Here is a 14,827-nt window from a genome sequence, read left to right as displayed (position 1 = left end):
ATGCGCCTGCTGATCTGCCTTTCCCTGCTGTTGATTCCCTGCCTGTCAGCCGCCGAAGAGGTGGTGCTGGGGCTCAGCAAGGACAAAGTGGCCATCACCACCAGCTTCGACGGCTCGGAGATCCTGATCTTTGGGGCGGTCAAACGCGAGAAACCGATCCCGACGGATGGCCCGCTGCATGTCGTGATCACCGTGGCCGGACCGTCGCAACCGATCACCGTGCGGCGCAAGTCGAACGTGTTTGGCATCTGGGTCAACACCGAAGCGGTTGAGGTTGATCGCGCACCCAGTTTCTATTCGGTCGCTTCAACCGGGCCGCTGGAACAGGTGCTGAGCAACACCGAGGATCTGCGCCACAAAATCACCGTCGACAAGGCGATCCGGTCGGTCGGAGCCCCCGCCAACGTCTCGGATGCCAGCAGCTTTACCGACGCCATCATTCGCATTCGCCGCAATTCCGGCCTGTACCAGCATCTCGAAGGCCAGGTGGCGCTGGATCAGCAGACCCTGTTTCGGACCGCGATAGAGATGCCCGCCAACCTGACCGAAGGCGACTATGCCACACGCATCTTTCTGACGCGAAACGGCCGGATCGTGTCGCAATATGAAACCTCAATCGACGTGCGTAAGGTCGGGCTGGAGCGGTGGCTGTTCACCCTGTCCCGCGAACAGCCTTTGCTGTACGGGCTTATGTCCCTGGCGATCGCCATCGCCGCAGGTTGGGGAGCTTCGACGGCTTTCCGACTGTTGCGCAACTGAGCGCGAGCGACTGTCGCTGCGCGGAAATTCAGCCGCGCCCGATATAGGCCATCTTGGTCGCCATCACCGTCATGAACTGGACATTTGCGCCAAGCGGCAGGCTGGCCATGTGCAGGACAGATGCGGCGGCGTCCTCTACTGCCATTGTCGGGTCCGGTTCTGCCAGCGGATCCGCCTGCACGATCTTGCGGTTCAATTCCGCGACCATCGGCGTGCTGGCATTGCCGATATCGATCTGCCCGCAAGCGATGTCAAAGGGCCGCCCATCCAGAGACAGGCTGCGGGTCAATCCGGTGATCGCATGTTTCGTCGTCGAATAGGGCGTCGATCCGGGGCGCGGGACATGCGCTGCGATGGACCCGTTATTGATGATCCGACCGCCGCGCGGGTTCTGCGCCCGCATGGTCGCGAATGCCGCGCGCGCGCACAGAAACATACCGTTGAGATTGACATTCACCGAGGCGTACCAGTCGTCCAGCGCAATTTCATCGATTGTGCCGGCAGGCGTGAAGATACCCGCGTTGTTAAACAGCACATCCAGCCGCCCGGCGGCATCGGCAAAGACCGCAAAGGCACCGGTCACGGCCTCGGGATCGGTGACGTCGGCGACCAGCGGCACTGCGGCCGGATAGGTTTCGGCCAGACGGGTCAGCGGCTGTGCCCGGCGCGCCAACAGACCGACGCGCCAGTCGTTCTGCAGAAACAGTTCGGCCGTTGCATGACCGATGCCCGAACTGGCGCCCGTGATCAGGATGGACTTCATTCCGCCTCGGCCTCCAACGTCAACGGCGCCGCCGGTGCAGCGCGCAGGTCATCCACGGGCAGGGCTCTCGTCGGCTTGGACAAGCGATTTCGCACCACCCAGATCAACCTGTCCTGCGCCCGGGTAATCGCGACATAGGCCAGTCGCTTCCACAGGGGCTGGCCGGCCTCAATCCGCCCCATCCGGGCGGCCACGAACAGATCGGGGGCAAAAACCTGAACGGTTTCCCATTGCGAGCCCTGCGCCTTATGGATGGTGACGGCCGCGCCATGCAGAAAGGTTGCCCCCATGCGGGCGGCAAAAGGGATGAACGGCTCTTCTTCATCGGCTTTCTCGATCTTGACAATGGAAGCCGCGCTGACCTGCGGGTCTTCCGCGCCGATGACATGCAAACGCGAGAAACCGGGTCGCTTGCCGGGTCCCAGATACACGACCTGGGCTCCCTTGATCAGCCCGCGCGCTTCGAGATCCAAGCGCTTTTTTCGGTGCTTCAGCGGCAATTCGATGCCGTCGCAGATCAGCGGCTCACCTTCCAGCAGAGCATCTTCGGGCGCTCCATGCACCGTACGAAAAGCGCTGATCAATCGGATACGAGTGGCATTGCGCCAAACCAGAACCGGACTGCGCGCCATCAGATCGACCTCGACCCGCTGCCCCCAGACCACACGCTCGTCGCGCCGGGCCACGTCTTCCACCATTTGTTCGAAATCGTGAAAATCCAGCTGTGGGTCGCCCAGCGCATGTGCCAGATCCAAGATCGGGTTGTCCGCCCGCTGCCGGTGCACCCGGCTCAACTCCAGCTTGCGCGCATCCGGCAGACCGTCAAACACCATGCTGCCCGACTGATTCACCGGCGCCAGCTGTGCCGGATCGCCAAACAACAACAGCGTCGGAAAGATCTCTTTCAGATCGGAAAACTGGCGGTCGTCCAGCATCGAAGACTCATCGACAAAGCCGATGTCCAGCGGGTCTTCGCGGCGTTTCCACCCGGTGATGAAATCCGATCCGCGCAACCCCGCTGCCGCCAGCGCACCCGGAATCGATTTGTTGTTGGCATAAAACGCCGCGGCCCGGTCCAGCGCCAGTTCGCTGAGACCCTCGATTTCCGGCCGCTCGCCGCCATTCGCCAGCCAATCCGCGATACGCTCGTATTCCGGATCGTAGACTGGTGTATAGAGAATCCGATGGATCGTCGTGGCCGGAACGCCGCGCAGGCGCAGCACACTTGCGGCCTTGTTGGTCGGCGCCAGAATTGCCAGCGTCCTTCTGTCCTTGCGTCTCCGGTTCTCGTAGTCACCCGATACGATTTCGACCCCGGCGTCCTGCAACGCCCGATAGAGTTCGGCCAGCAACAGCGTCTTGCCGGATCCGGCCTTGCCGATCACCGCCATGACACCAGCCCCGCCATCGTTCGGCGGCGTGAGCAGGCTGTCGTTCAGATCAATCCCGGCCGAACTCAACAGATCGGCGATATTGTCATAGGCGGTGGCCTGGTCATCCGAAAAGGTCAGCGGCGTTGCGGTCATGACGCGACCCTACAGTCGCACCTTCTGGTTCGCCAGATACCTCGGGATTTTTACCGCCTTTAGGCCGACATTGCCAACTGGCAGGATGCGTCGGGACCAAAGGCACAGTCAAACCACATCTTTGACAGTTCGGGCGAAATTCCGGCACGGCGGGCAATCTGGGCCTTGGCTTCGGGCGAAAACGCCCACAGACCGACACTGATCTTGTCGCGTCCTTCACCGTCGCTGCCCAATACATCGGGCGACGAACCGATCATTCGGTAGATGCGCACCATTCGGGCGTCAAACACACCGACAAAGTGGCGAATGCCGAACCCGGTCATGATTTCACCGCCCGCCAGCATCAGCGCCGCGGCCACGTTCGACTTGGCACTGCGGGAAAGGCAGAAGCGTGTGCATTCCCAAATCAGCGGGCTCGAGATTGTGGTTCCACCGGTCAGATGACCGAATACGTCATTCACCATCACCGCCCCGGTTGTCGGCAGGAAGCGCATGGAACCGCCATGGGTGCCATCGGGTTCCTCCCAAATCACATAGAGCGGGTTCAGCCGATCATAGCTGTCGCGTTCCCGCCCCAGATGATCGATGTCAACATCCCAGCCCAGTCGCGTCTTGAACTGGTCGGCCCGATCCTCGAACATGGACTGGGCCAGTTTCGGATAGTTGTGAAGGTCTTTCGCGTAGATATAGCGCAGCATGATCATGTCCCCTTGTCGTCCTGGCTGAAAACAGGTTTACGACAAGGGTGGTTAAGATCATGTCAGCGCCACGCGCGGCGCGTCAAACCACGATTAACCCGCGGCTCATGGCCCGGGCAACGGCATGGGTGGTATTCAGGGCACCCAACTTGAACCGGGCGCTCTCGATATAGACCCTCAGCGTGTGTTCCGAGATCGACAGCGTGTCGGCAACCTGTGCCCGGCTGTAGCCCATGGCCAGCAACGTCATCGCATCCACTTCGCGCGGGGACAGCGCTCGGGATTGTTCGGGTTGCCGGCCCTTCTCGAATTCCAGTGCCTTTCGGTTGAAGAAATGCGCGATCAGGATCAGGTCGCGGCTATGCGTTTCGGTAAAGTCCGCCCAAACTGCATCATCGCAATTGTGGCTGACGGTGAAGAGGGCGAACTGTCCGTTCGGCCCCCGGATCGGAATTGAAAACCCTTGGTTTCCGACACCGTATGCCAGCGCTTCTGACAGAAAGTGCCGCGCCGCCTTGCTGGACCAGTCCAGTCGTTTCCAGTCTACCGGATGAAACCGCTGAAAACATCCGATGATAACCGGATCGATGCGATGGTAGTTCTGGACGAGATATCTGTCCCTCCATTCATCCGAGTAGGTTCCGCAGCCATATTGATCGCCCGCGCTGTCCACCCAGTGATATACGATATGATCGACTTTGAAGGCGTCTCGCAACGCCACGATGATGTCCTGCAGACCCTCAAGCGCGCTGGTGGCGTCCAAGTCCTGCAATATTTGATCCAAGTTGACCGTGCTCGACATTCGGTTGCGCGGGCGCCTCTTCTTTCTGGGACGCGATTTCGGCAGCGGCGATCAACGTCGTGTCGTCCAGCTGTTCAGCCAAGGCACTCAGACCATTTGCGGAAGCAAATGATTTGAGGTCCGCCAAAACGTCCAGTATCCAGTCATTATGCGTCATCAGAATCGCCCCGCAGTAGTTAACGAAAGATTAACACAACTGTAGCACGAGGGGCATTGTTAGGAAATTCGCCGGTTTCATCTCCCCAGAAATGGCGAGGGCGCAATATACAAGCCTCTGAGTTCCCTGATTCTGGCTCTGGACAGCAAAACGCCCGCGTCACGGCCATGTGATTCGCGGGCGCTTAATTTAGATATCTTGTGTCGGGTGGACCTTAATCCTTCCCTGCTTCCAGCACCTCTTCGAGGGTGCGCAGACCGGTTACAGGCGACTGCACCAGCACCGACATGTTGCCCGGTTTGTGTTCGTTACGCATCATCTTCATATGTGCCTGCGGCAGGTCGGCCCAGGAAAAGACCTCGGACATGCAGGGATCGAGACGCCGTTCGAGCATCAGCTTGTTGGCTGCGCTGGCCTGCTTGAGGTGGGCAAAGTGGCTGCCCTGCAGACGCTTTTGGTGCATCCACATGTACCGCACGTCAAAGGTCAGGTTGAAACCCGAGGTACCGGCGCAGATGACGACCATGCCGCCTTTCTTGACGACCAGGGTCGAAACCGGGAACGTCGCCTCGCCGGGATGTTCAAAGACCATGTCAACGTTGACGCCCTTGCCGGTGATCTCCCAGATCGCCTTGCCGAATTTGCGCGCTTCCTTCAGCCACGCATTGTATTCCGGCGTATTCACCGTAGGCAGCTGCCCCCAGCAATCGAAATCGCGCCGATTGATGACGCCCTTGGCACCCAATTCCATCACGAAATCGCGTTTGCTTTCGTCCGAGATCACACCGATGGCATTTGCGCCCGCTGTATTGATCAACTGGATGGCATAGGAGCCCAATCCGCCCGACGCCCCCCAGACCAGAACGTTCTGGCCGGGCTTCAGGTCATGCGGCTCGTGACCGAACAGCATTCGATAGGCGGTCGCCAGCGTCAGCGTGTAGCAGGCCGCCTCTTCCCAGGTCAGGTGCTTGGGACGCGGCATCAATTGCTGTGCCTGCACATTGGTGAACTGGGCAAAAGAACCATCCGGCGTCTCGTATCCCCAAATCCGCTGGCTGGGAGAATACATCGGGTCGCCGCCGTTGCATTCCTCGTCGTCGCCATCGTCCTGGTTGCAGTGAATCACGACCTCGTCGCCGACCTTCCAGCGCTTGACCTTGTCGCCAACTGCCCAGACGATGCCGGCAGCGTCCGAGCCCGCGATGTGATAGGGGGCCTTGTGACCGTCAAACGGGCTGATCGGTTTGCCCAGCGATGCCCAGACGCCATTATAGTTGACACCGGCGGCCATCACCAGAACCAGCACCTCGTGGCTGTCCAGTTCGGGCACGTCGACGACCTCTTCCAGCATGGCTGTGTCGGGTTCACCGTGGCGCTCCTTGCGGATGGCCCATGCGTACATCTGCTTGGGGACATAGCCCAGCGGAGGGATCTCTCCGATTTCGTAAAGGTCCTTTTCAGGCGCCTCATATGGAGCAATGTCGCTGTGTGTGTCCAAAGCCATGCTGGCCTCCTGTTGCTTGGGTTTGCCGCAACGCAGAATCGCGTTTGCCAAAATGGGGATATGGACGGCCGCGCAATAATGCAACACCAAATGATCTATTTTGGTAACTTTATGACCCCGCAGGTGCAGAAAGTCCCTTTGCGGCCGCAGAATCACCCTCTTCGGGTTCGATCATGAGATGGCGGATCGAGTTTGCATAATATGTCAGAATTTCGACCTGATCCGGAGCTGGGCAATAGTGGCCGCCCACCAAACTCAGAACCCTGCGCTTGGTCAGCTGGCGCAGGCCCACCTCAGTGGCATAGTTCAAGTCGTGTCGCGGCAGATGAACATGCGCCGCCGGATGTCGAATCAGGGTGTTCTCGAAACCCGCCACGATCTCGTCATGGGTCATCGGGCCGTGCCGCAGCACCAGCCACGCGACCAGAGGCACCGGAACGATTGGAACGATCGAACCGATCTCGGCAGACAACAGACGCGCCAGCGGAACCGTCGGGTCGCGGTCATGGTGGCTGACAACGTCTTTCAACGACACAGGCCGACCAAAGCTGACGGCAGCATAGCCAAATCGGTGATAGCGCCCGATCATCCGCAGCCACAATTGTTTGACCGCCTTGCCCGCGATCACGCCGATACGGGCCCTGAACCGCCCCTTTTTGTCTTTGGCAGCGGCCAGCAGGATGCGATCCTCGAGCACCCGGTCATAATTCAGAGCCACCGGAACAAACACGACATCCCGCCCGTCGGGGTCGAATCCGTCCACGATGTATTTCAACAAACCCAGCTTGGGCGGCATCAGCGCACCGGTCTGGCTCAGTCCACCTTCGGGAAACATGGCCTGCGTGACTCCGGCCTGCGTCGCCAGCGTGACATAGCGTGCCAGCACCCTGCGATAGAGTTCATTACGCGACTTGCGGCGAATGAAATAGGCCCCCATCGCGCGGATCAGCCCGCTGAGCGGCCAGACCTGTGCCCATTCGCCGACCGCATAGGAAAGCGCCGAGCGTTCCGCCGCAAGATAGGTCACCAAAACGTAATCCATGTTGCTGCGGTGGTTCATGACAAAGACCACGGTCGCCTCGGGGTCGATCGCTTTCAGACTCTCTTCGTCATGATGCCCCAGACGCACGCGATAAAGCGCGTTCGACAGAAAGCGCGCGGCGCGGATGGCGAAACCGAAATAAGCCGATGCCGAAAACGACGGCACGATTTCGCGCGCATAGCGCCGGGCCTCTTCAAAAGCGACGCTTTCCGGTATGCCCTTTGTGCGAGCATGGTCCGAAACGGCCTGGCTGACCTGAGGATCGTAGATCAAGCGCTGGATCATGTCGAACCGACGGGCCAGCTTAAACGGCTGGATCGGCCTTTCAAGCCGCTGGTTCAACCGCGCCACGACCCGTTCGAGCCGACGCCGAAAGAACCACCTGACAGATGGAATCATCACCTTGTCCAAGGCCGCGATAAGGGCGAACCCCAAGATCAGTACAAGCAGCCATACCGGCATCTGGACCTGTTGCATCATGCCGACAGCCTGACATCAAATCACTGCACTCACAATCCGGACCATCGCGAAACATGCCGCGATGCAGCGAATTGACATATGCCGAAAATTTCTGTTTAGACATCTTCAACGCAATATTATTTCCGTAGTGACTCGCGAGGCCCATAGAATGCAGACGCAGAAAGACCGCCCCTGGCTGATCCGGACATATGCCGGACACTCCACCGCGCAAGCCTCGAACGCGCTGTATCGCGGAAATCTGGCTAAAGGGCAGACCGGTTTGTCCGTGGCCTTCGATCTGCCAACCCAGACCGGCTATGACAGCGATCATGTCCTTGCACGCGGCGAAGTCGGCAAGGTGGGTGTTCCGGTGGCGCATCTGGGCGACATGCGCGCGCTGTTCGATCAGATTCCGCTGGAACAGATGAACACCTCGATGACGATCAACGCCACGGCACCATGGTTGCTGGCGCTTTATATTGCCGTCGCCGAAGAACAGGGCGCGGATGTCAGCAAGTTGCAAGGAACGGTGCAGAACGACCTGATCAAGGAGTATCTCAGCCGCGGCACCTATGTCTGCCCCCCCAAGCCATCGCTGAAGATGATCGCGGATGTGGCCGAATACTGTTATTCCAACGTGCCGAAATGGAACCCGATGAACGTGTGTTCCTATCATCTGCAAGAGGCCGGGGCGACGCCGGAACAGGAGCTGGCCTTTGCACTGGCCACCGCGATCGCGGTTCTGGATGAATTGCGTCCCCGTGTTCCCGCGGCGGATTTCCCGGCTCTGGTCGGGCGGATCTCGTTCTTTGTCAATGCCGGCATCCGCTTTGTCACCGAGATGTGCAAGATGCGCGCTTTTGTCGATCTCTGGGACGAGATCTGCGAAACCCGCTATGGCATCGCCGACCCAAAGATGCGCCGCTTTCGCTATGGGGTTCAGGTCAATTCACTGGGTCTGACCGAACAGCAGCCGGAAAACAACGTCTATCGCATTCTCATTGAGATGCTGGCGGTGACAATGTCCAAAAAGGCCCGCGCCCGTGCCGTGCAATTGCCGGCCTGGAACGAAGCGTTGGGACTGCCCCGCCCCTGGGACCAGCAATGGTCAATGCGCATGCAGCAGATCCTGGCCTTTGAAACCGATCTGCTGGAATTCGACGATCTGTTTGACGGCAACCCGGCCGTCGATGCCAAGGTCGAAGCGCTCAAGACCGGCGCCCGCGCCGAGCTTGCCAATCTGGACAGCATGGGCGGTGCGATCCAGGCGATCGAATACATGAAATCGCGGCTCGTCGAGTCCAACGCCGAGCGGCTGAACCGGATCGAGGCCGGCGAGACGACGGTGGTCGGTGTCAACAAGTTCACGGCAACCGAACCGTCGCCCCTGATGAGCGAGGACGGTGGCATCATGGTGGTCGACCCGGCCGTCGAACAGGAGCAGATCGACAGGCTGGTCGCCTGGCGCGCTCAACGGGACGAGGCGGCGGTTCAGGCGGCCCTTGCCGCCCTGCGCCAAGCGGCGGCCAGCGGTGCCAATGTGATGGAGCCCTCGATTGCCGCCGCCAAGGCCGGGGCGACCACGGGCGAATGGGCCGAACAGATGCGCCAGACTTTTGGCACCTACCGTGGGCCGACAGGCGTTTCGGGATCGCCCTCGAACAAGACCGAGGGTCTGGATCACATTCGCGATGCTGTCAACGCGGTCAGCGACCGGCTGGGCCGGCGCCTGAAATTCCTAGTCGGAAAGCCGGGTCTGGACGGGCATTCCAACGGGGCGGAACAGATCGCATTCCGGGCTCGCGATTGTGGCATGGACATTTCCTATGACGGAATTCGCCTAACTCCCGAAGAAATCGTGACCGCAGCCATCGACCAAAACGCGCATGTCGTCGGACTGTCGATACTCTCAGGCAGCCACATTCCTCTGGTCGAAGATCTGATAAACCGGATGAAAGAAGCCGGATTGTCACATATCCCCGTAATCGTTGGGGGCATTATTCCGGATGAAGACGCGGTCAGGTTGAACAACATGGGCGTTGCCAAGGTTTATACGCCCAAGGATTTCGAATTGAACACGATCATGATGGATATCGTGACCCTGGTCGATCCAAAGGCGGTTGCTGCGCAATAATTTGCTGGCAGATAAAGTTTTTTCGGATTGACGCTGAAAGATCAGAATAAAACCGTTAAGGTGTCCGCCAGTGGCGGACACCATTCGCCATGACCACTCAACAGGAGCATTAAATGGCGATCAATCTCAAAGCCATGTCGCGTAAGGAACTGAATCAACTGAAAAGGGATGTCGAAAAGGCGCTTGTGGATGCGGAACAACGCGAGCGCCGCGAAGCCCTGAAGGCTGCTGAAAAGGCTGCCGCGGAATTCGGCTATTCGCTGAACGAATTGTCCGGAGACGTCAAGAAAAAGGGCGGCGGACAAGCCGCAAAGTCGAAACCGAAATACCGGAATCCCGAAAACCCGGAACAAACCTGGTCTGGGCGCGGGCGAAAACCGCAATGGATTCACGATGCGCTGGAAAAGGGCGTCGATGTTTCGGAATTCGAAATCTAGTTTCGGCCTGACCTTTTCATGACCATACATATCGGAGCCGAACCCGGCAGTATTGCCGAAACCGTCTTGTTGCCGGGCGATCCCTATCGCGCGAAATGGGCCGCGGAAACCTTTTTGACCGATGTGGAACGGGTCAACGAGGTCCGTGGAATGCTGGGTTTTACCGGAACATGGAAAGGCCATCCTGTATCCATTCAAGGGACCGGTATGGGAATGCCTTCCCTGTCGATCTACGTGAACGAACTGATACGGGACTACGACGCCAAAACATTGATTCGCATAGGATCATGCGGAGGCATGCAGGATCACGTCGCAATACGCGACGTGATCCTCGCCATGACAGCCAGCACGGTGACCAGCCCGTCCAGCAGCATTTTTCGCGAGTTGTCCTTTGCCCCCTGTGCCGATTGGGATTTATTGCGAGCCGCCGCAGCGGCGTCAGCAGAAAAAGGCACAATTGCCCATGTCGGTGGCATCTATTCATCAGATGTTTTTTACGACGAGCGCTCGGATCTGAACGAACAGATGGTTCGGCACGGCATTCTGGGTGTCGAAATGGAGGCTGCCGAACTGTATACTTTGGCAGCCCGCTACAAACGCCGCGCATTGGCCGTGCTCACGGTCTCGGACCACTTGATTACTGGCGAGGCATTGCCCTCGGATCAGCGCGAAACCAGTTTCGGCGACATGGTCGAGATCGCTCTGACCGCCGCCTTTTCCTGACCCGCGGCGGTACTGGCGCCGGCTTTTGCGGTATAATGGAAATCCTCTGTGCCCCTGTACCAGCCCCCGGAGAATCGACGACCCTAGCGCCCATGCGACCGATCATAGCCGTTGCGCGCGGGCGAGGACCATCCGGACAGATCCGTGGGCTGCGGCGTGAAAAACTCCACCTTCAACGGATGACAGGCCGCCTTGTCACTTGAATGCTCGGAACTGCAATCTCCCCCCGGGCAGGCGCTCAGCGCCCCCAGAAGATCAATTTCAGCAAAGATTTCCAGATAATCTCCGGGCCGCACAGGGCTGGCTTTCATGAAATACTGCCCTCGGTCGCGGGTGAACCCGGTGCACATGAACACGTTCAGGACATCGTGCACATGCGGCTCGGCCTGTGCAAGCGACATTCCCAGATGGTCGGCCAGGGCGCGGGTCAGGTTGGAATGGCAGCAATGATGATACTGTCCGCCCGTCAGCAGGTTTCCGGTATAGGGGTCACACCGGGTGCCGATCACATCATGCACTGAACCGCCAAATTGATCCTTGCCGTACCAGTCCAGCGTGTCGGCGACGATGGTCGCCATCGGGCGCAGATGCGGAAAGCCGCTCCACAATCGATGCCCTGTCGTCACATGCGTGCCATGCAGGGCGCGGGTCTTGCCGGAATAGAACCGCTCGGACAGGTCGGTTAAACTCCACAGGTTCAGGTCGCCGACCTGTGGCCCCTCGACCGATGCAATGCGGAAAAACTGTCCGGCAGGCACCTCGAAGCAGCGGGCTTCGCGGGGCGGAACCAAAATTTCTCCGGTTTTCTCCGCGCCGAGGCGCGCGGTGCGATACAGCGCCAGGTCAGCCTGTGGCAGGGTTTCTGTCGGGTAACAGACCACCGGCGCGACTTGACGTCGCATTTCGGCGTCAGCGGGAGGATCAAAGGGCATCTGGCGCGCTCCATGGGTATCGCCCAAAACAGTGCGCCAGATCGTGGGACAGGGAAACCCCTGCCCGATCCCTTGTGTTCGGAAAGCTCAGATCACCACGATGTCCAGCGGCGGAAAGCCGTTGAAACCTATCGACGCATAGGTCGAGGTGTAGGCGCCGCAATTGCGGATGATGAACCGATCGCCCGACCGCAGTCCCAGCGGCAACGCGACAGGTCGCTTTTCATACAGCACATCGGCACTGTCACAGGACGGCCCGGCCAGAATGCAGGGGCCGGTATCCTCGTGATCCCGGTCGGTCAGAAACTGATAGCGGATCGCCTCGTCCATGGTTTCTGCCAGCCCCGAGAATTTACCGATGTCCAGATAGACCCAGCGGAACATGTCGCTGTCCGATTTCCTGGAGACCAGCAGAACCTCGGCGGCAATCATCCCGGCCTCGGCGACCAGACCGCGACCCGGCTCGGCCATGATCTGCGGCACGTCGCCGAACCGCTCGGAGATCAGATCGACAACGCGCGCTGCATAGGGGGTCGGCGCCTCGACCTCTTCGCCATAAAAAGCCGGAAAACCGCCACCGATGTTCAAAAGGGTCAGGTCGTGACCGGTTGCTCTTGCGTCGTGCCAGATCTGCGCCACCTGATCCAGGGTCGCGGTCCACATTTCGGCACGGCGGGTCTGGCTGCCAACATGGAACGAAAAACCGACCGGGGTCAGGCCCAGTTCGATGGCCATGTCCAGCAGCTTGATCGCCTTGTCACGGGCACAACCAAATTTGCGGCTGAGCGGCCAATCGGCCTCTGACGCGTCGACGATCAGGCGGATATAGACCCGGGAGCCAGGCGCATGCTCGGCAATCTTTTCCAGTTCTTCTTCGGCATCCGCAGCGAACAGGTCAACTCCGGCGTGATACGCAAAAGCAATGTCGCTGGCGCGTTTGACGGTGTTTCCGAACGAGATGTTCGCGGGAGCAGCGCCTTGCGACAAGCACAGTTCGATTTCGGCACGCGACGCTGCGTCAAACCCCGAACCGAGGTTGACCAGCGCTTCGATGATCTCGCGCTGAGGGTTGGCCTTGACTGCATAGTGGATAAGCGCGCGGCCCAGTCCGGCCTTGAGGGCGCGATACTGACGGGCAACGGCTTCTATGTCCAGAACCAGGGTCGGACGCTCGAACCGGGCAGTCTGCAGAAAGGTTTCGATGCGGCTGGGCGGGGCAACGGCGGGCGCAACAGGAACGGCGGCCGACAAATCGGTTACGATAGCGCTCATGGTCATCTCCAATAGACCCGGCCATATATGACCGCTCACTTCCATTCAGAGACGTTACCGTCGCTACGTAACCATGGGGGTGAACCCTGGAGGCAGAGGCGCGTGCGTTGGCGTCTTGATTGCGCATTTGGGGACAATAGCGATTTCGATCAAGAAAAAAATGCACCGGCGTGGCGGATTTTTCGCTTTCCCGTTTCTAGCCCAGATCGCGAGGCAGTTGCGCAATACAATATCGCGGCGGTCTGCCGTCTTCGGTTCTGGTACGTCCGCCGCAACTGACACAGCGATAGGCATCCCCACCTTCTGTGCGGTCCGCGCGCCAACGGCAGTTGCGGGACAGGGTCGAGGTGCGGTGTTTCCAGTAGAGATAGGCCAAAACACCCAACAGCAGAACCAGCAGCAGGACCGGCATTCAGGCTGTCCTGCTGCTGGTCGCGGCAACCGACCGGTTACGATGCGGCGAAATAGGCGAACAGGTCTTCGCCCACGGGTCTTGGAGCGGCCCCGACCAAGGTTTCAGGCATGTAGTAGGCATAGGCCTGTTCCAGAATTGCAAGTGCGACGCGTGCTTTGGCGGGTGTCAACGGAACCAGGGTCTTCATGGTCTTCTCCGAGGTTTCAGAAACCTCCCTGATCACAATCTAAACCGGTCGGGCGTCGCGTAAACCCAAAAAATCTTCAGACCCGCCATGCAGACAACGCCGCATCGCGCACCGATGCGGGCAGGCTTCAGGCGCCGCGCGCCGATCCTCGGTGGAAACACCGCCGCGCGGGCCGGCCAGTGCGGCCCGCACAGGGATCACACCGTACGTTCGACCATCATCTTCTTGATCTCGGCGATCGCCAGCGCCGGGTTCAGTCCCTTGGGACAGGTCCGCGCGCAGTTCATGATGGTGTGGCAGCGGTACAGCTTGAACGGATCCTCCAGTTCATCCAGCCGCTCACCCGTCGCCTCGTCGCGGCTGTCGATGATCCAGCGATAGGCGTGCAGCAGTGCCGCAGGGCCGAGATAGCGGTCGCTGTTCCACCAATAGGACGGGCAGGACGTCGAGCAGGACGCGCACATCACGCATTCATAGAGACCGTCCAGCTTCTTGCGGTCTTCGATCGACTGTTTCCATTCCTTCGCCGGACGGTTCGTCTTGGTCTCCAGCCACGGCATGATGCTGGCGTGCTGGGCATAGAAATGGGTCAGATCCGGGATCAGGTCCTTGACCACTTCCATATGCGGCAGGGGGTAAATCTTTACATCGCCCTTGATCTCGTCCAGCCCGTAGATACAGGCCAGCGTGTTGATGCCATCGATGTTCATGGCGCACGAGCCGCAGATACCCTCGCGGCAGGACCGGCGAAAGGTCAGCGTCGGGTCGATCTCGTTCTTGATCTTGATCAGCGCGTCCAGAACCATCGGTCCGCACTTGTCCATATCCAGAAAATAAGTATCTACGCGCGGGTTCTGACCGTCATCCGGGTTCCAGCGATAGATCTGAAACTGGCGAATGTTGTTTCCGCCCTGGGGTTTTGGCCAGGTCTTGCCGGTGGTGATCCGCGAGTTTTTCGGCAGAGTCAGTTGGACCATATTGTTGCCTCCAGAAGAATGGCGGCCCCTGTGACCAGGG

Annotated in this window: 16 protein-coding genes; 4 read left to right on the top strand and 12 right to left on the bottom strand. The window is 59.5% G+C overall.

Annotation, left to right across the window (positions count from 1 at the left end; genetic code table 11):
* Complete coding sequence (locus ACFMPD_RS11830) at window positions 1-759, top strand: TIGR02186 family protein (RefSeq protein WP_380994451.1); 759 nt, start codon at window positions 1-3, stop codon at window positions 757-759.
* A 28-nt stretch (window positions 760-787) separates the two neighbouring features.
* Here the strand turns inward: ACFMPD_RS11830 and ACFMPD_RS11825 are convergent, their stop codons facing one another.
* From ACFMPD_RS11825 to ACFMPD_RS11795, 7 genes are all read right to left on the bottom strand, one after another.
* The gene (locus ACFMPD_RS11825; protein WP_380994448.1) at window positions 788-1,522 is read right to left on the bottom strand and encodes an SDR family oxidoreductase; all 735 of its coding nucleotides are present in this window, start codon (window positions 1,520-1,522) and stop codon (window positions 788-790) included.
* Window positions 1,519-3,048, bottom strand: a complete 1,530-nt coding sequence (locus tag ACFMPD_RS11820) for an ATP-dependent DNA helicase (protein WP_380994446.1) — start codon at window positions 3,046-3,048, stop codon at window positions 1,519-1,521. Before ACFMPD_RS11820 ends, ACFMPD_RS11825 begins: the two co-directional genes overlap by 4 nt.
* 59 nt (window positions 3,049-3,107) lie before the next feature.
* Entirely contained in the window at window positions 3,108-3,746 is a 639-nt protein-coding gene (locus ACFMPD_RS11815; RefSeq protein WP_380994443.1) for an acyl-homoserine-lactone synthase, read from the bottom strand.
* 82 nt (window positions 3,747-3,828) lie between these two features.
* Window positions 3,829-4,548 carry a helix-turn-helix transcriptional regulator gene (locus ACFMPD_RS11810; RefSeq protein WP_380994440.1) on the bottom strand — a complete coding sequence of 240 codons (720 nt, stop codon included), beginning with the start codon at window positions 4,546-4,548 and terminating at the stop codon, window positions 3,829-3,831.
* Window positions 4,487-4,705, bottom strand: a complete 219-nt coding sequence (locus ACFMPD_RS11805) for a hypothetical protein (RefSeq protein WP_380994438.1) — start codon at window positions 4,703-4,705, stop codon at window positions 4,487-4,489. Before ACFMPD_RS11805 ends, ACFMPD_RS11810 begins: the two co-directional genes overlap by 62 nt.
* 214 nt (window positions 4,706-4,919) lie before the next feature.
* Entirely contained in the window at window positions 4,920-6,209 is a 1,290-nt protein-coding gene (ccrA, locus tag ACFMPD_RS11800) for a crotonyl-CoA carboxylase/reductase (protein WP_380994435.1), read from the bottom strand.
* 109 nt (window positions 6,210-6,318) lie between these two features.
* A complete protein-coding gene (locus tag ACFMPD_RS11795; protein ID WP_380994432.1) occupies window positions 6,319-7,731 on the bottom strand; it encodes a 1-acyl-sn-glycerol-3-phosphate acyltransferase in 1,413 nt (470 codons plus the stop codon).
* A 148-nt stretch (window positions 7,732-7,879) separates the two neighbouring features.
* Here ACFMPD_RS11795 and ACFMPD_RS11790 point away from each other — a divergent pair, with 148 nt between their 5' ends.
* The 3 genes from ACFMPD_RS11790 to deoD all read left to right on the top strand — a co-directional run bounded on the left by ACFMPD_RS11790 (window position 7,880) and on the right by deoD (window position 11,004).
* Window positions 7,880-9,844 (top strand): protein meaA, encoded by a 1,965-nt coding sequence (locus tag ACFMPD_RS11790; RefSeq protein ID WP_380994430.1) that lies wholly within the window; start codon window positions 7,880-7,882, stop codon window positions 9,842-9,844.
* Window positions 9,845-9,957: 113 nt separating this feature from the next.
* Window positions 9,958-10,281 carry an H-NS histone family protein gene (locus ACFMPD_RS11785; RefSeq protein ID WP_380994427.1) on the top strand — a complete coding sequence of 108 codons (324 nt, stop codon included), beginning with the start codon at window positions 9,958-9,960 and terminating at the stop codon, window positions 10,279-10,281.
* Between the two features lie 18 nt (window positions 10,282-10,299).
* A complete protein-coding gene (gene deoD, locus ACFMPD_RS11780) occupies window positions 10,300-11,004 on the top strand; it encodes a purine-nucleoside phosphorylase (RefSeq protein WP_380994425.1) in 705 nt (234 codons plus the stop codon).
* Window positions 11,005-11,087: 83 nt separating this feature from the next.
* Here the strand turns inward: deoD and ACFMPD_RS11775 are convergent, their stop codons facing one another.
* The 5 genes from ACFMPD_RS11775 to ACFMPD_RS11755 form a co-directional block, all read right to left on the bottom strand.
* Entirely contained in the window at window positions 11,088-11,936 is an 849-nt protein-coding gene (locus tag ACFMPD_RS11775; RefSeq protein ID WP_380994422.1) for an urea carboxylase-associated family protein, read from the bottom strand.
* Window positions 11,937-12,023: 87 nt separating this feature from the next.
* On the bottom strand, window positions 12,024-13,208 hold the full coding sequence (locus ACFMPD_RS11770) for a type III PLP-dependent enzyme (protein WP_380994419.1): 1,185 nt from the start codon (window positions 13,206-13,208) through the stop codon (window positions 12,024-12,026).
* Between the two features lie 196 nt (window positions 13,209-13,404).
* On the bottom strand, window positions 13,405-13,620 hold the full coding sequence (locus ACFMPD_RS11765; RefSeq protein WP_380994417.1) for a hypothetical protein: 216 nt from the start codon (window positions 13,618-13,620) through the stop codon (window positions 13,405-13,407).
* A 37-nt stretch (window positions 13,621-13,657) separates the two neighbouring features.
* A complete protein-coding gene (locus ACFMPD_RS11760) occupies window positions 13,658-13,810 on the bottom strand; it encodes a hypothetical protein (RefSeq protein ID WP_380994414.1) in 153 nt (50 codons plus the stop codon).
* 197 nt (window positions 13,811-14,007) lie between these two features.
* Complete coding sequence (locus ACFMPD_RS11755; protein WP_380994411.1) at window positions 14,008-14,787, bottom strand: succinate dehydrogenase iron-sulfur subunit; 780 nt, start codon at window positions 14,785-14,787, stop codon at window positions 14,008-14,010.
* Window positions 14,788-14,827: the final 40 nt, after the last annotated feature.

Origin of the sequence: Sedimentitalea sediminis, from assembly GCF_042687825.1 — a bacterium.
In the GTDB taxonomy this organism is placed as follows: Bacteria; Pseudomonadota; Alphaproteobacteria; order Rhodobacterales; family Rhodobacteraceae; genus Sedimentitalea.
Note: the sequence above shows the minus strand (reverse complement) of the source record. Positions and strands in the feature narration are given on the sequence as shown.